Raw genomic sequence first — 18900 nt, 5'->3', positions numbered from 1 at the left:
GGACAGACTTCAGGGACGCCTGCGGCGTCGCTTCTACGATTCGGAGCCACAAGCTGCCTGCGAACTGTGGCCGTGCGACGAACCTGCAGGCCCTGTTGCGGTCTATTCCCTCCAGTATCCGCACCCAGTCGGCGCACCAAGCGACCGCGGGGGTGGTCGCACAAATATTGGGGGAACAGAGGCCATGATAAGCATAAACAGCCTGACCAAACGCTTCGGCGAGCACGTTGTAGTGGACAACCTGTCCTTCGACGTCAAGCCGGGAGAAGTGCTCGGATTTCTCGGCCCGAACGGTGCAGGAAAATCCACCACTATGAAAATGCTCACCGGATTTCTCACTCCGGACGGCGGCAGCGCCACGGTATGTGGGTACGATATCCAGACCCAGACCCTGCAGGCTCAGCGTGAGATGGGCTATTTGCCTGAAGGCGCGCCCTGTTACGGCGACATGCGGGTCAAACGCTTTCTTGAATTCATTGCCGAGGTCCGCGGCTTCAAGGGTGCTGAGAAACAGCAGCGCGTGGCACATGCGGTAGAGCAGGTAGAGCTTGCTGGTGTGCTCAACCAGAGCATCGAAACCCTGTCCAAGGGCTTCAAGCGCCGGGTTGGTCTGGCCCAGGCGATTCTTCATGATCCCAAGGTGTTGATTCTTGACGAGCCTACTGATGGTCTGGATCCAAATCAGAAACATCAGGTACGCCGACTGATTCAGCAACTGGCCGAGGGCAGCAACAAGATCGTGGTGATTTCCACCCATATCCTCGAAGAGGTCAGTGCGGTATGTTCCCGGGCGGTGATCATTGGTCGTGGCAAGTTGCTGGCCAACGGCACGCCGGATGAACTCGAAGCCCGTTCACGTTATCACCAGGCGGTGACCCTGGAGCTACAGCAACCGGTGGATACCCAGCCATTGCTGAGTCTGCCCGGGGTGGTCGAGATCGAGCAGCAGCGTGAAGGGCAACTACTGACCGTGCTGGCCAAGCCTGGTGAGGTTATTTTCCCGGCTGTAGGTGAATTGGCGCGAAGCCACAACTGGCCGGTCAAGGAACTGTCGGTCGAGCGGGGCCGTCTGGATGAAGTGTTCCGCCGTCTGACCGCGGGGGAGGCCGCATGAATAACCTGAGCGTGATCTTCAAGCGCGAGCTGGGCAGCTACTTCGCCACCCCGCTGGCGTTCATCTTTATTGTCATCTTCCTGGTACTGTCGGCGGTATTCACATTTTATCTCGGCGGCTTTTATGAAAGCGGTCAGGCCGATCTGGTGCCGTTCTTCAACTTCCATCCCTGGCTGTATCTGTTTCTGGTACCGGCCGTGGCCATGCGCCTGTGGGCCGAGGAGCGCAAGTCAGGCACCATCGAGCTACTGATGACCCTGCCGGTGTCACGCGCCGACATGGTGCTGGGCAAGTTCCTCGCGGCCTGGGTATTCATCGGCATCGCTCTGCTGCTGACGTTCCCGATCATCATTACCGTCAACTATCTGGGCTCGCCGGATAATGGTGCGATCTTTACCGGTTATCTGGGTAGCTGGTTGTTGGCGGGAGGCTATCTGGCGATTGGTTCGTGCATCTCGGCGCTGACCAAGAACCAGGTGATCGCCTTCATCGTCAGCGTAGTGGTGTGCTTTATCTTTATCGTCAGTGGCTTTCCGCTACTGCTTGATCTGTTCAGCGGCTGGGCTCCCCAGTGGCTGCTGGACGCCATTGCCTCACTCAGCTTCCTGATTCGCTTCGATGCCATCAGCAAGGGCGTTCTGGATCTGCGTGACCTGCTGTATTTCATCTCGTTGATGGCCGTCTGGCTGCTGGCCACGGCAATCGTCATCGACCTGAAAAAGGCCGACTGAGGCAAAGGAGATCGACATGAAACGACTGATGTATTCCGGTACCGGCCTGCTGGTACTGCTGCTGGCCTTCCTTGCCTTCAATATGGCCTCCAGCGTGTTGCTGACCGGTGCCCGGCTCGACTTGACCGAGCAGAAGCTCTACACCATCTCCGATGGAACCCGGCAGATCCTGCGTGATATTGACGAGCCGATCACCCTGTACTTCTTCTTCTCCGACCGTGCCAGTAAGGACATGGTGATGCTGCGCAACTACGCACGCCGGGTTGAGGAGATGCTCAAGGAATATGAGCGGGTAGCCGGCGGCAAGCTGCGCTTGCAGATCATTGATCCGCAACCGTTCTCGGAGGCTGAGGACCGCGCGGCCGAATTCGGTTTGCAGGCGATTCCGCTGAGTCAGACTGGTGACAAGCTGTACTTCGGTCTGGCCGGTACCAACAGCCTGGCCCAGCGTGAAATCATTCCGTTCTTCACCCTGGAACAGGAAGGCCTGCTCGAGTACGAGCTGAGCCGTCTGGTTAACAGTCTGTCGCAGCCAGAGAAACCGCAAATCGGCCTGATCAGCGGTCTGCCGATTGGTGGTGGGATGAACCCAATGAGCGGCCAGCCCATGCCACCGTGGACCGTGCTGGAGCAGATTCGCCAGTTGTTCACCATTCAGAGCCTGGAACCTGATCTGGATGAGATACCCGAGGACATTGAGGTGCTGCTGCTGATTCACCCCAAGTCGCTGACCGAGTCGGCACTGTTTGCGGTGGACCAGTTCGTGCTGCGTGGTGGCCGTTTGCTGAGCTTTATCGATCCCTATGCGGAAATGGACATCAGCACTGATGCCATGATCGAAGGTATGGCCGACGGCCGTGCTTCTGACCTGGGCCCGCTGCTGGCGGCCTGGGGGGTGGACTACGATCTGGAGAAGGTGGTGGTCGACACCCGCCTGGGCATGTCGGTCAGCCGCGGCCAGGGCCAATTGCCGGCTCGGCATATTGGCTGGCTGGAGCTGGAACAGGCCCAGCGTGATAGCGAAGACACCGTGACCGCTCCACTGCAGTTGCTGACCATTGCCACCGGTGGTGCGCTGAAGCCGATCGAGGGTGCCAGTACCCGGTTCATGCCGCTGCTCTCAAGTACCGCGAGCAGTGCGTTGGTCGACAGTAGCCGCTTTGCCACCCTGCAGGACCCGGAAGCGCTGCTCAATGGTTTCCAGGCCGATGAGCAAATCTATCACTTTGCCGCTCGCCTGCAAGGGCCGGCCAGCACTGCCTACCCGCAAGGGCTGGAAGGGCGTGAACCGGTGCTGACTGAGGCTGACAACATCAATGTGTTGCTGGTGGCCGATACTGATCTGCTCAGCGATCGGATGTGGGTGCAGGTGCAGGACTTCTTTGGTCAGCGTATTCCACAGCCCTGGGCCGACAATGGTGGCTTCCTGATCAACGCGCTGGACAACCTGTCCGGTTCCGAGGCGCTGATCAGCGTGCGCTCACGCGGCGACTTCAGCCGTCCGTTCACTGTGGTACAGGATCTGCAGCGCAAGGCTGAGCGGCGGTTCCGCGCCAGCGAGCAGCGCTTGCAGCAGCAACTGGCCGAGACCGAGCGGCGTCTGGCCGAGCTGCAGCAGAATCAGGATCCCACTCAGTTGACTGAGCTGAGCAGTGAGCAGCAGGAGGCTATCCAGCGTTTTCTCGACGACAAACTGGAAATCCGTAAGCAACTGCGTGATGTCCGTTTCCAGCTCAACGCCGACATCGAGCGCCTGGGCAATTGGCTGAAGGTCATCAACATCGGTCTGGTGCCGCTGTTGCTCAGCCTCGGCATGCTGGGCTGGTGGCTGATCGGTCGCTGGCGGCGCAAGGCCTGAGGGGAGGGCGGATATGCGTAACAAGCTGATAATCGTCACCGCCATCGTCAGTCTGGTGCTGGTGGCGTTGACCCTGCAAATGCGTAGCAGTGACCGGGTGGCCGATCTGGAAAGCCGGCCCATGCTCGATGAGGCGCAATTGGCGTTGTTGGGGCAGGCTGAATGGATCAGCCTGGCACGAGCTGATCAGGTGGTTGAGCTGCGTCGCGACCAGAACGGCTGGGGCGTGCCGGTCCATGATCAGTTTCCGGTGCTGCGCGAGCGCTTGGCGGCACTGCTGACCGCTTTGCGTGGTGCGCGGATTCTTGAAGCCAAGACCGCCAACCCGGAGCACCATGCCCGGCTCGGGTTGGATGATCAGGCCAGTGGTGATAACAGCCTGAAAGTCGTGCTGGGCGCTGGTGACAACCAGTTGGGGCTGATCTTTGGTGAAGCCGCCGGCAGTGGTCAGTTGATGCGTTTTGCCGGGCAGGATCAGGTCTGGTTGCTCAGCCGGCCGCTGGGCATGTCGCTGAGCAGCCATGATTGGCTTGATCTGAAGGTGGTCGAGTTGCCGATGGAGCTTGCGGCCAGTGCCCGCTGGGCCCATGCCGATGGTGATGTGCTGGCGCTCGAAAAGGCCGGCGAGGGCGATTACAACTTCCGCATCGCTGGCCTGGCTCCAGAGCAGCAGCAGGGTAATGAGCGCTGGATCAACAGCATGGTTCTGGCCCTGCTCGATCTGCGCGCTCAGAGTGTGGCTCTGCGTGATAGCCTGGAGCTGGATCAGCCAAAACTGCGCATGACCGTCACCACCTGGGCTGGTACCGAGCTGCAAGCAGCGCTGTATGAGCTCGCCGGCCGCTACTGGGTGGTGATCGAGAGCTTTGCACAGGAGCCGTCTGAGTCCGAACAGATCCGGGTCAATGCCGATTCGCGCTGGGCGTTTCAGATCGGTATCGGGCAGATGGAAAACCTCAACAAGCGCCAAGCCGATATCATTCGCACTGCTGTTGACGAGTAATGGAGGGGCTTGTGCCGGTCAGTGATCTGGCCGGCAGGGCCTTTGTCTCGGCATAAAAACCACTTGCACCGGCATTGGGTTTGGCTAGAATCGGGGTACGGCCTCTAATAACACCCTTCTATGTGAGGCGCGGCCAGGCTGTATGGCTGCCCCTCGCCCAGTTGAGCACGACCGCATCTGCGCCAGGCACACGGGTTTGAAGTACAGGTTGATATGGAGCGTCGACAGTGCTGCTCCTTCTTCGGACAGCGTGTACCTATCAGGCAGTTGTGGAGATTGTGGTAATGGCAGAACGCGAGCTCGGGACCGTCAAGTGGTTCAACGATGCCAAAGGTTTTGGTTTTATTCAGCGTGAATCCGGCCCGGATGTTTTCGTGCATTTCCGTGCCATCCGTGGTGATGGTCACCGCACCCTGACTGAAGGTCAAAAGGTGGAATTTACCGTGACCCAGGGGCAAAAAGGCCTTCAGGCCGAAGACGTGGCCAAGCTCTGAAGAAAAAGGCTGTCCGAGCACGCGGACAGCCTTTTCTCTTTCCGGCTCTGTGATCTGGCGCTAGGGCGTCAGAGGTTGGTTGCGGCCACTGATTCTTCAAGGTTGGCTTAGCGCTGCATCGCCCAGATAAACTCGTTTTCACCCTCGGCATTGACCTTGAGCCAGCGATCGGCATCGTCTTCGCCATCGTCTTCGGACCAGCCGCCCACCGAGCAACGCACTTCCTGACCAATCGCGGCGAACACGGCACGGGCGCAATCGGCGTCGGTGGCCCAAGGGGTGCGGTCGCTGTCGAACCAGATGCTGGCCCATTTGCCAGCGGCCTTGCGCACGATCAATACCGGGATGCGCACACCGTCCAGTTCCAGGCTGGCTCGTCCGCTGGTGCTGGTCTGTTGCAGTTGGCCGAGACTGGCCAGCCAGTCGAGCAGAGCGGGCAGATGGTCTTCACGCAGGTAGATCTCGATGTCCGGTTGGCGCACGTGTGGTCCTCTTAGCGGCGTTGCAGCATGACCAGACGCATGGCCACCTCCAGTCCTTCGATGCCGGCCTCGATCAGCGCCTGCTGGCGCTCGGGCTGACTGCGAAAGCCGTGAGGGGTCATGCCGATCAGATTGGCCAGGTCGGCCGGGTTCAGGTTCAAAGCATAGCGCAGGGTCTGGTCACTGACGATCTTCAGTCCGGAGGGACAGTCGCGGATCAGATCCGGAGTCGGGTGAATCTGGTCGTACAGGGATTCGCGCAGGCTCAGTAGATGCTCGGCCTGGGGGCCGACCAGCAATGCGCGGCCACCTGGTTTGAGTGTGCGCAGACATTCATCCCAAGACCAGGGGCTGAACACGCACAATAGTGCGTCCAGGCTGGCATCAGCGACCGGCAGGCGCGCGCTGGAGCCGACCAGCCACTGGACTGACCTGCTGCGGCGACAGGCCTTGATGATCGCGTCCTTGCTGATGTCCAGCCCGGCTATGGCGGTATCTGGCAGTGCCTGCTGTAACCGGGTCGTGTAGTAGCCTTCACCACAGCCCATGTCCAGTAGACTGGCCGGTGTCTGCGCGGCCAGGCTCTGATTGATCTGCTCGCTGACCGGCTGATAGTGGCCGGCATCGAGAAAGGCCTGGCGGCAGCCCAGCATCTGCGGTGTGTCACCAGGCTGCTTGCTGCGCTTGTGCTGGACCAGCAACAGATTCAGATAACCCTGACGCGCTTGGTCATAACTGTGCTGGTTGGAGCAGCGCCACTGGCGCTCCTGCTGAGTCAGCGCGGTGTGGCACAGTGGACAGATCAGATTCAGCATCAGCCCAGCAGCCGTTCCAGGGTGGCCTGATAGATGTCGGTCAGGGTCTCCAGGTCGGCGGCACTGATCTGTTCGTCAACCTGATGGATGGTCGCATTGACCGGCCCCAGCTCGACCACCTGGGTTCCCATGGTGGCGATGAAGCGCCCATCGGAGGTGCCGCCGGAGGTGGAAGCCTGGGTGGTGCGCCCGGTCACCTGTTCAATGGCGGCGGCGACGCCATCAAGCAGCGCGCCTGGCTCGGTCAGGAACGGCAGACCGGACAGGTTCCAGTCCAGTTCATACTCCAGGTCGTGTTGGTCGAGGATTGCCCGTACCCGTGCTTGCAGGCCTTCGACCGTGGATTCGGTGGAGAAGCGGAAGTTGATCAGGGCGACCAGCTCGCCGGGTACCACGTTGGTGGCGCCGGTGCCGCTGTTGAGGTTGGAGATCTGGAAACTGGTTGGCGGGAAAAAGTCGTTGCCCTGGTCCCAGGTTTCAGCCGCCAGAGCAGCCAGAGCCGGGGCGGCCAGGTGAATCGGGTTGCGCGCCAGGTGTGGGTAGGCTACGTGGCCCTGTTTGCCCTTGACCAGCAGCCGGGCATTGAGCGAGCCGCGTCGGCCGTTCTTGACCACATCACCTACCAGTTCAGTGCTCGATGGCTCACCAACGATGCACCAGTCGACCTGCTCGTTGCGGGCCTTGAGGGTTTCCACCACCTTGACCGTACCGTCGGTGGCGGGGCCTTCCTCGTCGCTGGTGATCAGAAAGGCGATCGAGCCCCGATGGTTCGGGTGTGCGGCCACAAACCGCTCGACTGCCACCACCATTGCTGCCAGGCTGCCCTTCATGTCGGCTGCACCGCGCCCATGCAGCATGCCGTCAATGATCCGGGGCTGGAACGGCGGGTTGCTCCAGCGCTCCAGCGGACCGGTCGGTACGACGTCGGTGTGCCCGGCAAAGCACAATACCGGACCTTGACTGCCGCGCCGGGCCCAGAGGTTATCGACCTCGCCAAAGCGCATGGGCTCAAGCTGGAAGCCGATGGCCGCCAGGCGCTCGCCCATCAACTGCTGGCAGCCAGCATCGTCAGGTGTGGTGGAGTCGCGGCTGATCAGTTCGCAGGCCAGGGACAGGGTGGGGGACAGGTCGGTCATCGGTACGGTCACTTGCGGCGTTGGACAGGCCGCAATGATAACAGACCCGGCCGCCGTCGTGACTTATTCACCGGGCTGTGGCCAGCGCTCGCGGCGCCAGCGGCGGCGCTGTTTCTTGTCCAGGAAGGTCCAGGCTAGCAGGCGACTGTGCTTATGGCCCTGGTGCATTGGCACAATCCGGACGTCGCGGGCACCGAGCTGCTGTAGCTGCGCCTGTAATGCCGGCAGGCTGGTAGCTTTGGACACCAACGCGGTAAACCAGAACACCTGCTGGGCGAAGGCCGCACTTTCCTCGGTCAGGCGCCCGAGAAACCCGGCTTCGCCCCCTGGACAGTGCAACTCGTTGGCCTGACCGCCAAAGTTGAGCAGCGGCTCGCGCTGTGCCCGGCCGGGCTGGCCGAGGTTGCGCCATTTGCGCCGGCTGCCGTCCCGGGCCTGGGCGGCGCTGGGGTGAAATGGCGGGTTACAGAGGCTGAAGTCGAACTGTTCTTCGGCGCCGATGATGCCGTGCAGGATATTCTGGGGGTCTGACTGCTGGCGCAGCTCGACAGCTGTTGGCAAGGCGTTGGCGGTGACAAGTCGCCGGGCATTGGCGAGCGCCGTCGGGTCGATGTCGCTACCGACGAAACGCCAGCCGTATTCATGCGTGCCGATCAATGGGTAGATCAGGTTGGCACCGGTGCCAATATCCAGACCGACCAGGCCAGGGCCGGTTGGAATCGTGCCGTTGTGGCTTTCGCCCAGCAGGTCGGCCAGGCAGTGGATAAGATCGGCGCGCCCAGGTACCGGTGGGCACAGGTAGCCATGGGGGATATCCCAGTCGCGCAGCGCGTACCAGTGCGTCAGTAGGGCGCGGTTGAGCGCCTTGACCGCCTCGGGTTCGGCGAAGTCAAGGCTCGGTTCGCCGTTTGGGTTGGTGCGCAGCCAGCGGCCCAGATCTGGGCTGGTCTGGGCCAGCCGGGGCAGGTCGTAGTGTCCCTGATGGCGGTTGCGCGGGTGAAAGCGCGCAGGCGGTGTGGAGGCTTTGGACATGGCTTGGATTATTCGCTGGATAAACTTTAGGGAAACACTGATTAAATCAGTTTCGGTGTTGGCCCAATTGTCGCTGACCGGGCTACTGAGTTTGCGTGCAATTAATCAGTATTTTAGTGTCCCATGCCGGGCGAGCTGGCGACAGTCCCGTGCCTGCGGTTATGCACACGATCTGTGGATGGTGCTGTGGATAAGTTCGGGACAGTCCGGGCCAGTGCCGATGAATCTTGGGCTGGTAGCGGTCGTGCGTTTAATGATCAGTACGTGGTGCGCTGGTATACTGCCGGCCCTGGAATTTCGAGGTGCACATGACTGTTGATGATCCCCGCTTTGGTGGCATAGCCCGACTTTATGGCCGTGAAGCCCTGGCGCGCCTGCAGACCAGCCATGTGGCGGTGGTCGGCATTGGCGGGGTGGGCTCGTGGGTGGTCGAGGCGCTGGGGCGCACCGGCATAGGCAGGATCACGCTGATCGATCTGGACGAGTTGTGCCTGACCAACACCAACCGCCAGTTGCCGGCGCTGGCCGGGCAGATTGGTCGACCCAAGGTCGAGGTCATGGCTGAGCGTCTGCGGGCGATCAATCCGGCCTGCGAGGTGCATCCGGTGATGGACTTCGTGACCCCGGCGACACTGGCCGATTACATCACTGATGATCTTGATGGGGTAGTTGACTGCATCGACAGTGTCGCCTCCAAGGTGGCGCTGATCGCCTGGTGCCGGCGGCGCAAGATTCCGATCATCACCACCGGCGGCGCTGGTGGGCAGATTGATCCGACCAAAGTCAGCGTCGCTGACCTGTCAAAAACCGTCAACGATCCGCTGGCGGCCAAGGCGCGCTCGTTGTTGCGTCGTGACCACAACTTCCCGCGGGCCGAGAGCAAGCGCAGTTTTGGCGTGCCCTGCGTGTATTCCACCGAGCAGCTGCGCTATCCGAAACCCGACGGCACGGTGTGCCAGCAGAAATCCTTTGTCGGTGAGGGCGTGCGGCTGGACTGTGCCGGTGGTTTTGGTGCGGTGACCATGGTGACCGCGACGTTTGGGATGGTTGCGGCGGCGCAGATAGTGCAGCGGCTGTTACGTTAACAGCACGCAGCAAAAAGGCCCGCACCGGAAGGTGCGGGTCTTTGTATGTCACAGCTGTAAACGTGCAGCCGGCGCCTCAGTTGTGGGCGTGGAGCATCTCGTTGAGCTGAATGGCGCTCTTGTTGGTCTTGCACTCAATGGCGCCGGTTTGCGAGTTGCGGCGGAACAGCAGGTCGTTCTGGTTGGCCAGCTCACGGGCCTTAACTACCTTGACCAGATTGTCGGCGTCATCCAGCAGGGCGATCTTGATCCCGGCGGTGATATACAGGCCGGCCTCGACAGTGCAGCGGTCGCCCAGCGGGATGCCGATACCGGCGTTGGCGCCGATCAGGCAGCCTTCGCCGACCGAGATGACGATGTTGCCACCGCCGGACAGGGTGCCCATGGTCGAGCAGCCGCCACCCAGGTCCGAGCCCTTGCCGACGAAAACCCCGGCGGAGATGCGACCTTCGACCATGCTGGTGCCGTCGGTACCAGCGTTGAAGTTGATAAAGCCTTCATGCATCACGGTGGTGCCTTCGCCGACGTAGGCACCCAGGCGTACGCGGGCGCTGTCGGCGATACGCACGCCGGTCGGGACCACGTAGTCGGTCATGCACGGGAACTTGTCGACGCTGTGCACGTTCAGGGTTTCACCCTTAAGACGGGCGGCCAGTTGGCGCTGCGGCAGTTCGTTGATGTCGATAGCGCCCTGATTGGTCCAGGCTACGTTCGGCAGCAGCGGGAAGATGCCGGCCAGCACTACCCCGTGCGGCTTGACCAGCCGGTGCGAGAGCAGGTGCAGTTTGAGGTAGGCCTCGGGGGTGGAGCTGGGCGCTTCGTCGCTGGCCAGGATGGTGACTACCAGCGGGCGGTTGCTGGTTTCCAGTTGGGCGATCAGGGCGCCGCTTTCTGCGTAGCCGGCAGCGGCCATGGCCTTGCCCAAAGCGCCACATTGGCTGGGTTGCAGGCTGATGGCCTGGTTGCCGCCAGTGTAACCGACCTGCTCGGAGACGGCCTTGACCAGGGCCGATTCGGGGTTGAGCAGGGGCTGCGGATAGTAGACTTCAAGCCATTCGCCGGCGCTGTTCTGGGTACCGATGCCAAAGGCCAGGCTGAAACATTCGCTCATGGGTGATTCCTTGGATGCTGGTGCATGGAGTGTCAGTCGAAGGCGGTGGCATACCACTCGGGTTTGAAGCCGACCAGCCGCTGGTCGCCGGTATCCAGTACCGGTCTTTTGATCATCGAAGGGTGGGCCTGCATCAGGGCTACGGCCTTGTCGGTGTCGATGTTCTGTTTGTCCGCATCATCCAGTTTGCGGAAAGTGGTGCCCTGACGGTTGAGGATTTTCTCCCAGCCGTGCTCATCGCACCAGGCTCGCAGCCGTTCGGCGTCGATCCCTACTTTCTTGTAATCATGGAACTGGTAGTTCACGCCGTGCTCATCGAGCCAGGTGCGGGCTTTTTTCATGGTGTCGCAGGCCTTGATGCCGTACAGAGTGATCATGGGGTCAGGCTCCCGAGAAACTGACGAATGCGCTGGGCCGCCTCGATGCAATCATCCAGCGGCGCAACCAGGGCCATGCGCACCCGGCCGGCGCCAGGATTATACCCGTCAACATCGCGTGAGAGGTAACGTCCAGGCACAACAGCGACATTTTGTTCGGCCAGCAGGCGCTTGCAGAAGCTTTCGTCATCGATCGGGGTGCGTGGCCACAGGTAGAAACCGGCGTCCGGACGCCGCACGTCCATGACGTCGCCAAGGATATCCAGTACGGCATCGAACTTGGCCTGGTACTGGCGGCGGTTTTCCTCGACGTGGGCTTCGTCCTGCCAGGCGGCCAGGCTGGCCAGTTGCGTCTGCACCGGCATGGCACAGCCGTGGTAGGTGCGGTATTGCAGGTAGGGGCCGAGCAGGCTGGCGTCGCCGGCCACGAACCCGGAGCGCAGGCCGGGCAGATTGGAACGTTTGGACAGACTGTGGAATACCACGCACCGGGCAAAGTCGTCCCGACCCATGGCGGCGCAGGCCTGCAATAGACCTACCGGGCCACTCCGGTCGGGGGCATGGATCTCGCTGTAGCACTCGTCCGAGGCGATCACGAAGTCGTACTGATCAGCTAACTGAATCAGTCTTTGTAGAGTCGCTAGCGGAATCACCGCGCCTGTCGGGTTGCCCGGTGTGCAAATGAACAGCAGCTGGCAGCGCTGCCAGATCTGTACCGGCACCTGATCAAAGTCTGGAATGAAGCCGTTGCTGGCGTCACAGGCCAGGTAGTGCGGCTCGACCCCGGCGAGAAAGGCTGCGCCTTCGTAGATCTGATAGAACGGGTTGGGGCTGACCACCAGACCTTGCGGGTCGCGCTGAACCAGAGCCTGGGTGAAGGAAAACAGCGCCTCGCGTGTGCCGTTGACCGGGATCACCTGGGTTGCAGGGTTGAGGCTGTCGGACTTGAGTTGAAAGCGTCGGGTCAGCCAGTCGGCGATACCTTGACGCAGTTGCGGCAGTCCGGCGGTAGTTGGGTACACCGCGGCCTGGTCCAGATTGTTGGCCAGTGCTTCGAGTACAAAGGGTGGTGAGGGATGCTTGGGTTCGCCAATCGACAGCGAGATCGGCCGCAGTGCCGGATTCGGGGTGATATCGGCAATCAACGCCCGCAGTTTCTCGAACGGGTAGGGCTGCAGGCGTTGCAAGTCGTGATTCATCCGCGGGGTCCTCAAATGGTTATCTGGCGCGGGGTGGCGCTGCCGTTGCTGTCACTCAGGGTGGCGACGATGGTTTGCTGCAGGCGCTGGCACAGTTGCGGGTCGGACAGCGCCTGGTTGTCGGCGCCGGTAAGTACAAAGACATCATCGACCCGCTCGCCCAGAGTGACGATCTTGGCGTTCTGCACACTGATGTCGAAGTCGAGGAAAATCCGTCCCATGCGTGCCAGCAGGCCAGGGCGGTCTGGAGCGCTGAGCTCGAGAATGGTGTGCTGGCCAGCCGGGTCGTTGAAGATGGTGACTTCCGGCGGGAAGGCAAAATGCTTGAGCTGGCGTGGTACCCGGCGCTGGATGATCGCGGGGTAGTCGTCGGGGTTGGATAGTGCTTCGATCAGTCCTTGCTTGATCTGGCGAATGCGTTCGGGGTTGTCGCCGATCGAGCCGCCGTCGGCGTCCAGTACGATATAGGTATCGAGGCTGAAGCGGCTGGTCGAGGTGATGATCCGGGCGTCCTGAATGCTCAGGTTGAGCTGGTCCATCGCGGCGACCGTGGCGGCGAACAGGTCATTCTGGTCCGGGGTATAGATGAATACCTGGGTAGCCCCCTCGAATTCGCGCTGGGCGGTCTCCTTGATCAGCACCAGGGGCCCGAGACTGGCCGGGTGCTGGATGATCGCCTCGGCATGCCAGGCTACGTCGCTGGCGGTGTGGCGCAGGAAGTAGTCATCACCGAGCTGGGTCCACAGGGCCTGGACGTCCTCTTCGTCGATGCCATTGCGTACCAGAATGTCGAGTGCCGCCTGTTGGGTCTGATGGATCTGCTCTTCGCGATCCGGTGGGTTGTCCAGGCCACGGCGCAGCGCGCGCTTGGTCTCGGTGTAGAGTTGGCGCAGTAGTGAGGCGCGCCAGGAATTCCACAGCGTCGGGTTGGTGGCGTTGATGTCGGCGATGGTCAGCACGTAGAGGTAGTCCAGGCGTACCTGGTTGCCCATCTGCACGGCGAAGTCGTGGATCACCTGGGGGTCGGAAATGTCCTTGCGCTGGGCGGTGGTCGACATCACCAGATGATTCTCCACCAGCCAGCTGACCAGATGGGTATCCCAGGCTGGCAGATGGTGGCGCTGGCAGAAGGCTTCGGCGTCCACGGCGCCGAGTTCGGAGTGGTCGCCGCCCCGGCCCTTGGCGATATCGTGATACAGCCCGGCCATGTACAATAGGTCGGGCTTGGGCAGGCGGCAGAAGATCTTCCAGGCCAGTGGGTATTTTTCCTGATAGTCCGGGCGTCCGAGCTTGCGCAGGTGCTTGATCAGGTTCAGGGTGTGGGCGTCGACGGTATAGATGTGGAACAGGTCGTGCTGCATCTGGCCGACGATCTTGCCGAACTCCGGCAGATAGCGGCCAAGGATGCCGTAACGGTTCATCCGTCGCAGGTTGCGGTGAATACCTTCCTTGCAGCGGAACAATTCGATGAACAGGCTGGTATTGCGGATGTCGGCGCGAAAAGCGTCGTCGATCAGATGCCGGTGGTCACGCAGCAGACGAATAGTGTCGGCTCGTACCCCGCGAATCTGTGGGTTCTGGGCCATCAGCAGGAAAATTTCCAGCAAGGCCGAGGGGGTGCGGCGAAACACCTGCGGCTGGGTAACCTCGATGTAGTGATCGCGGATCTGGAACCGGCTATTGAGCGGTTGAATGTCGGCATGCTCGGCATCACGCAGGAGAATCTCCTCGAAATGCTGCATCAGCAGGTCGTTGAGCTCCGACAGTGACATCACTACCCGGAAGTACTTCTGCATGAAGCGTTCGACCGCCAGCTTGCTGTCGCTGTCTTCATAGCCCATCTGCCTGGCCAGGGTGCGCTGGTGGTCGAACAGCAGACGATCTTCGGCGCGTCCGGCGAGAATGTGCAAGGCGAAGCGGACCTGCCAGAGAAAGGCCCGTCCGGATGCTAGAATGGTGTACTCGGCTTCGTTGAGAAAGCCGCGCTCGACCAGTTCACGCAGATCGTTGGTGCCAAAGTGACGCAGTGCTACCCAGCCGATGGTCTGGATATCGCGCAGCCCGCCCGGGGAGCTTTTGACGTTGGGTTCGAGGTTGTACTCGGTGTCGTTGAACTTGGCGTGGCGGGCCTGTTGTTCGGCGCGCTTGGCGCGGAAGAATTCGGCGTCACTCCACATGTGCCCGGCGCTGATGGTGGCGATCATCGCCTGGCGCAGTTGCTCATCGCCATGCAGGGTGCGCGACTCCATCAGGTTGGTGATCACGGTGATGTCGGCCCGGGCCTGTTCGGCGCATTCGGTCACGTTACGCACGCTCTGACCAACTTCCAGGCCGATGTCCCAGAGCAGCATCAGAAACTGCTCAATGCTGTCGCGGAAGGGCTCGTCGCTATCCTTGAGCAGGATCAGCAGGTCAATGTCCGAATGCGGATGCAGTTCGCCGCGACCATAGCCGCCGACGGCCAGCAGGGCGATGCCCGGGTCGTTGGCGCAGGGCAGGCGTTGCCAGGCCTGCTGGAGAATCTGGTCGGTGACCCAGGCGCGCTCGTGAATCAGTTTGTGGATGTCGCGCCCGCCTTCAAAGCGTGATTGCAGGACGCTGTCAGCCTGACGTATGGCTTTCTTAAAGGCAGCGACGGGGCTGCTTTTCAGGGCCAGTTCCGCCTGAAACTGGCCGGGGTCGAAAAGTTCGTTGTCCACAGGCACGCCCTGAGCAGGTATTACTGGAAAGTCTCTTCCTGGCGACGGGTCAGAACCTCGTAGCCGTCGGCGGTGACCAGAATGGTGTGTTCCCATTGGGCCGACAGCTTGCGGTCTTTGGTGATGGCGGTCCAGCCGTCACCGAGCAGGCGGGTTTCCGGGCGTCCCTGGTTGATCATCGGTTCGATGGTAAAGGTCATGCCTTCCTTGAGTTCAAGGCCGGTACCGGCGCGGCCGTAATGCAGTACCTGGGGGTCTTCGTGGAAGACCTTGCCGATGCCGTGGCCACAATATTCGCGCACCACACTGTAGTGGTTGGCGTGGGCGTGCTCCTGGATGATCGCGCCGATATCGCCAAGCCTGGCACCTGGGCGGACCACCGATATGCCTTTATAGAGGCATTCCTGGGTGACCCGCGACAGGCGCTCGGCCCACTCCGGCACGCCGCCGACAGAGAACATCTTGCTGGTATCGCCGTGGTAGCCGTCCTTGATGACGGTCACGTCGATGTTCAGCACGTCGCCGCTCTTGAGTGGCTTGTCGTTGGGAATGCCGTGACAGACCACGTGATTGAGCGAGGTGCAGATCGACTTGGGAAAGCCTGGCCGCCCTGGTGCTGCACCATAGTTGAGTGGGGCTGGGATAGCTTTTTGCACATTGACGATATAGTCATGGCAAATGCGGTCCAGTTCGTTGGTGGTGACCCCGGGCTTGACGTGCTCACCGATCATTTCCAGCACCTCGGCAGCCAGGCGGCCGGCGATACGCATGCCGGCAATGTCTTCCGGGGTCTTGATGGTTACAGTCATGGCTGAGCTCTCGTGTGCAGTAACGCCCGCAGGCGCATCGATCAGGGGATTAAGCACGAAAGTGTACCAGATTGGGCAGCCCGACCGCGACCCGTCGGTATTCCGACGGACAGCTTCGCCTTTCCTTGTGTGCGGTTCTATGCTATAAAGCGCCCCGCCTGAATAGAGTCAGCATGCTGGCGGCAGGCGAAAACTGAAACCGCACACGTATCGACACGGTGTCCTGGGTGCCCTTCGGGGTTGGACGCTGGGATGCGTGGAGGCCCAACCCGACTATATGGAGTTATCATGACCCAAGTCTCTATGCGTGACATGCTGAAGGCCGGTGCGCACTTCGGCCACCAGACCCGTTACTGGAACCCGAAAATGGGCAAGTACATTTTCGGCGCTCGCAACAAGATTCACATCATCAACCTGGAAAAAACCATGCCGATGTTCCATGAAGCCGTCAGCTTCGTGGAAAAACTGGCTTCCGGCAAGAACAAGCTGCTGTTCGTCGGCACCAAGCGCGCCGCCAGCAAGATCATCGCTGAAGAAGCTACCCGCGCCGGCATGCCCTATGTTGATCACCGTTGGCTGGGCGGCATGCTCACCAACTACAAGACCATCCGTCAGTCGATCAAGCGTCTGCGTGACCTGGAAGCTCAGGCTCAGGACGGCACCTTCGCCAAGCTGACCAAGAAAGAAGCGCTGATGCGTTCGCGCGATCTGGAAAAGCTGAATCGCAGCCTGGGTGGTATCAAGGATATGGGCGGTCTGCCGGACGCCATCTTCGTTATCGATGTTGAGCATGAGCGCATCGCCATTACCGAAGCCAACAAGCTGGGTATTCCGGTTATCGGCATCGTCGATACCAACAGCAGCCCTGAGGGTGTTGATTTCGTAATTCCGGGCAACGACGACGCCATTCGCGCCATCAAGCTGTATGCCGCCGCCATGGCTGACGCCGTTCTGCATGGCAAGAGCAATGCTGGTGCTGGCGACGAGTTCGTCGAAGAAGAAGCTCCGGCTGCCGAGGCCTCTGAAGGCTGAGGAGCTGACGGCTTGTAGTCTTGCCGTATCGAAAAGGGGGCTATGCCCCCTTTTTGCAATATCCTGAACGCACCATGAGATGTCTGCCCCGCTTGAACTGGGCAGTACAGAATCAAGCCATCTTAGAGGAATCATTCATGACACAGATCACCGCAGCCCTGGTCAAAGAACTTCGCGAGCGTACCGGCCAAGGCATGATGGAGTGCAAGAAGGCCCTGGTTGCCGCCAACGGCGACATCGAGAAGGCCATCGACGATATGCGCGCTTCCGGCGCCATCAAGGCCGCCAAGAAGGCTGGCAACATTGCTGCCGAAGGCTCCATCGCTGTCAAAGTTGCCGCAGACAACAAGGCCGCTGTTATCGTTGAAGTCAACTCGCAGACCGACTTCCTGGCCCTGCAGGACGATTTCAAGGCGTTCGTTGCCGCCAGTCTGGACAAGGCTTTCGAGGCTGGTTATACCGATGCTGCACCGCTGATCGCTGACCAGGAATCTGCCCGTGAAGCTCTGGTTGCCAAGACCGGCGAGAACGTCAACATCCGTCGCCTGACCCGCGTTGAGGGTGATGTGGTTGGTGCCTATCTGCACGGTCACCGCATCGGTGTGCTGGTTGTGCTCGAGGGTGGCAATGAAGAGCTGGCGCGTGATGTCGCCATGCACGTCGCCGCTAGCAACCCGCAATTCCTTGACCCGACCCAGGTATCTGAAGAAGCCGTGGCCAAGGAAAAGGAAATCTTCCTGGCGCTGAATGCCGACAAGATCGCCGGCAAGCCGGAAAATATTGTTGAGAACATGGTCAAGGGCCGTATCAACAAGTTCCTGGCCGAAGCCAGTCTGGTTGAGCAGCCGTTCATCAAGGATCCGGAAGTCAAGGTTGGCGATCTGGCCAAGAAAGCAGGCGCCAAGATCGTTTCCTTCGTTCGCTTTGAGGTGGGTGAGGGTATCGAGAAGGCCGAGTCTGACTTCGCTGCCGAGGTGGCCGCTCAGGTTGCCGCTGCCAAGCAGTAAGTGTGCGAGCTGACCGCCGCAGAACGCGTCTTCGGAGCGGAGGCGCGTTTCAAGGTTGAACGGAGGCTCCCCGTGTAGACGGGGGGCCTCTTTTTTAAGGAAATATTGAACAAGTGCTCTCCAATTGTTGTCTGGGTGACTTGTTGAGTGTTTCCTCCAATGTTGCGAGAGAGAGTCGAACATGGCACAAGTTCCCAGTAGTCGTCAGCCCAAGTACAAGCGCATTCTTCTCAAGCTCAGCGGTGAGGCTCTGATGGGTACCGAGGATTTCGGTATTGATCCCAAGGTGCTCGATCGCATGGCCCTGGAAATTGGCCAACTGATTGGTATTGGTGTCCAGGTGGGGTTGGTGATAGGTGGTGGCAACCTGTTCCGTGGAGCAGCGTTGAGTGCTGCTGGGATGGATCGGGTGACCGGTGATCACATGGGCATGCTTGCCACGGTGATGAATGCACTGGCCATGCGCGATTCGCTGGAACGTTCGAATATCCAGACCCGGGTGATGTCGGCTATCACCATGGAGGGCGTGACCGAGCATTACGACCGGCGCAAGGCAATGCGCTACCTTGGTAGCGGTGACGTGGTAATATTCTCCGCCGGTACCGGCAACCCCTTCTTTACTACGGACACGGCAGCCTGTTTGCGCGCCATCGAGGTCGATGCTGACCTTGTGCTCAAGGCTACCAAGGTAGACGGGGTGTACAATGCCGACCCGATGAAAGACCCGAATGCCGAGCGTTTCGATAGCCTGAGCTATGACCAGGTGCTCGACCTCAAGCTGGGAGTGATGGATCTGACAGCGATCTGCCTGATCCGCGACCATCACATGCCGCTGCGGGTATTCAATATGAACAAACCTGGCGCGCTGCTCAATGCGGTTGTCGGTAGCGCCGAAGGAACACTGATCGAGGGCTGA

The 18900-nt window shown here is 60.6% G+C and carries 18 protein-coding genes; 9 read left to right on the top strand and 9 right to left on the bottom strand.

The features are described 5' to 3' along the window. Positions 1 to 184 precede the first annotated feature (184 nt). The 5 genes from BVH74_RS00315 (at position 185) to BVH74_RS00295 (ending at position 5200) form a co-directional block, all read left to right on the top strand. Positions 185 to 1114, top strand: a complete 930-nt coding sequence (locus BVH74_RS00315; RefSeq protein WP_080048147.1) for an ABC transporter ATP-binding protein — start codon at positions 185 to 187, stop codon at positions 1112 to 1114. Next, on the top strand, positions 1111 to 1845 hold the full coding sequence (locus tag BVH74_RS00310) for an ABC transporter permease subunit (protein ID WP_080048145.1): 735 nt from the start codon (positions 1111 to 1113) through the stop codon (positions 1843 to 1845). The genes BVH74_RS00315 and BVH74_RS00310 overlap by 4 nt, the downstream gene beginning before the upstream one ends. Before the next feature lie 16 nt (positions 1846 to 1861). Further along, a complete protein-coding gene (locus BVH74_RS00305; RefSeq protein ID WP_080048144.1) occupies positions 1862 to 3703 on the top strand; it encodes a GldG family protein in 1842 nt (613 codons plus the stop codon). Between the two features lie 13 nt (positions 3704 to 3716). After that, positions 3717 to 4706, top strand: a complete 990-nt coding sequence (locus BVH74_RS00300) for a DUF4340 domain-containing protein (RefSeq protein ID WP_080048142.1) — start codon at positions 3717 to 3719, stop codon at positions 4704 to 4706. 284 nt (positions 4707 to 4990) lie between these two features. Continuing rightward, a complete protein-coding gene (locus BVH74_RS00295) occupies positions 4991 to 5200 on the top strand; it encodes a cold-shock protein (RefSeq protein ID WP_080048141.1) in 210 nt (69 codons plus the stop codon). Positions 5201 to 5307: 107 nt separating this feature from the next. On the opposite strand, the gene BVH74_RS00290 is transcribed toward BVH74_RS00295, so the two are convergent. The 4 genes from BVH74_RS00290 to rlmF form a co-directional block, all read right to left on the bottom strand. Continuing rightward, complete coding sequence (locus tag BVH74_RS00290; RefSeq protein ID WP_080048140.1) at positions 5308 to 5682, bottom strand: hypothetical protein; 375 nt, start codon at positions 5680 to 5682, stop codon at positions 5308 to 5310. A gap of 11 nt (positions 5683 to 5693) precedes the next feature. After that, positions 5694 to 6497, bottom strand: coding sequence for a putative RNA methyltransferase (locus BVH74_RS00285; protein WP_080048139.1), 804 nt, complete (start codon positions 6495 to 6497; stop codon positions 5694 to 5696). Beyond that, positions 6497 to 7633: a succinyl-diaminopimelate desuccinylase gene (gene dapE / locus BVH74_RS00280; RefSeq protein WP_155121665.1), complete on the bottom strand. Its 1137-nt coding sequence runs from the start codon at positions 7631 to 7633 to the stop codon at positions 6497 to 6499. Before dapE ends, BVH74_RS00285 begins: the two co-directional genes overlap by 1 nt. A 63-nt stretch (positions 7634 to 7696) precedes the next feature. After that, positions 7697 to 8665, bottom strand: coding sequence for a 23S rRNA (adenine(1618)-N(6))-methyltransferase RlmF (rlmF, locus tag BVH74_RS00275; RefSeq protein ID WP_080048137.1), 969 nt, complete (start codon positions 8663 to 8665; stop codon positions 7697 to 7699). Between the two features lie 308 nt (positions 8666 to 8973). On the opposite strand from rlmF, the gene tcdA reads away from it, so the two are divergent. Further along, a complete protein-coding gene (tcdA, locus tag BVH74_RS00270; RefSeq protein ID WP_080048136.1) occupies positions 8974 to 9750 on the top strand; it encodes a tRNA cyclic N6-threonylcarbamoyladenosine(37) synthase TcdA in 777 nt (258 codons plus the stop codon). Positions 9751 to 9826: 76 nt separating this feature from the next. Here the strand turns inward: tcdA and dapD are convergent, their stop codons facing one another. Genes dapD through map form a run of 5 tightly spaced genes read right to left on the bottom strand, consistent with a single transcriptional unit; the run spans position 9827 to position 15945 of the window. Then, positions 9827 to 10861: a 2,3,4,5-tetrahydropyridine-2,6-dicarboxylate N-succinyltransferase gene (dapD, locus tag BVH74_RS00265; RefSeq protein WP_080048135.1), complete on the bottom strand. Its 1035-nt coding sequence runs from the start codon at positions 10859 to 10861 to the stop codon at positions 9827 to 9829. A gap of 32 nt (positions 10862 to 10893) precedes the next feature. Next, the gene (locus BVH74_RS00260) at positions 10894 to 11238 is read right to left on the bottom strand and encodes an ArsC family reductase (RefSeq protein WP_080048134.1); all 345 of its coding nucleotides are present in this window, start codon (positions 11236 to 11238) and stop codon (positions 10894 to 10896) included. Then, entirely contained in the window at positions 11235 to 12437 is a 1203-nt protein-coding gene (dapC, locus tag BVH74_RS00255; RefSeq protein ID WP_080048133.1) for a succinyldiaminopimelate transaminase, read from the bottom strand. The genes BVH74_RS00260 and dapC overlap by 4 nt, the downstream gene beginning before the upstream one ends. Positions 12438 to 12448: 11 nt before the next feature. Next, positions 12449 to 15142, bottom strand: a complete 2694-nt coding sequence (locus BVH74_RS00250; protein ID WP_080048132.1) for a [protein-PII] uridylyltransferase — start codon at positions 15140 to 15142, stop codon at positions 12449 to 12451. Positions 15143 to 15156: 14 nt separating this feature from the next. Continuing rightward, a complete protein-coding gene (map, locus tag BVH74_RS00245) occupies positions 15157 to 15945 on the bottom strand; it encodes a type I methionyl aminopeptidase (RefSeq protein ID WP_080048131.1) in 789 nt (262 codons plus the stop codon). Positions 15946 to 16233: 288 nt separating this feature from the next. On the opposite strand from map, the gene rpsB reads away from it, so the two are divergent. From rpsB to pyrH, 3 genes are all read left to right on the top strand, one after another. Then, positions 16234 to 16977, top strand: coding sequence for a 30S ribosomal protein S2 (gene rpsB, locus BVH74_RS00240; RefSeq protein WP_080048130.1), 744 nt, complete (start codon positions 16234 to 16236; stop codon positions 16975 to 16977). A 137-nt stretch (positions 16978 to 17114) separates the two neighbouring features. Beyond that, positions 17115 to 17984 (top strand): translation elongation factor Ts, encoded by an 870-nt coding sequence (gene tsf / locus BVH74_RS00235; RefSeq protein ID WP_080048129.1) that lies wholly within the window; start codon positions 17115 to 17117, stop codon positions 17982 to 17984. Positions 17985 to 18165: 181 nt separating this feature from the next. Next, complete coding sequence (gene pyrH / locus BVH74_RS00230; protein WP_080048128.1) at positions 18166 to 18900, top strand: UMP kinase; 735 nt, start codon at positions 18166 to 18168, stop codon at positions 18898 to 18900.

The organism is Halopseudomonas phragmitis (assembly GCF_002056295.1).
GTDB classification, from domain to species: Bacteria; Pseudomonadota; Gammaproteobacteria; order Pseudomonadales; family Pseudomonadaceae; genus Halopseudomonas; species Halopseudomonas phragmitis.
This window is presented reverse-complemented; position numbering and strand designations above follow the sequence as displayed.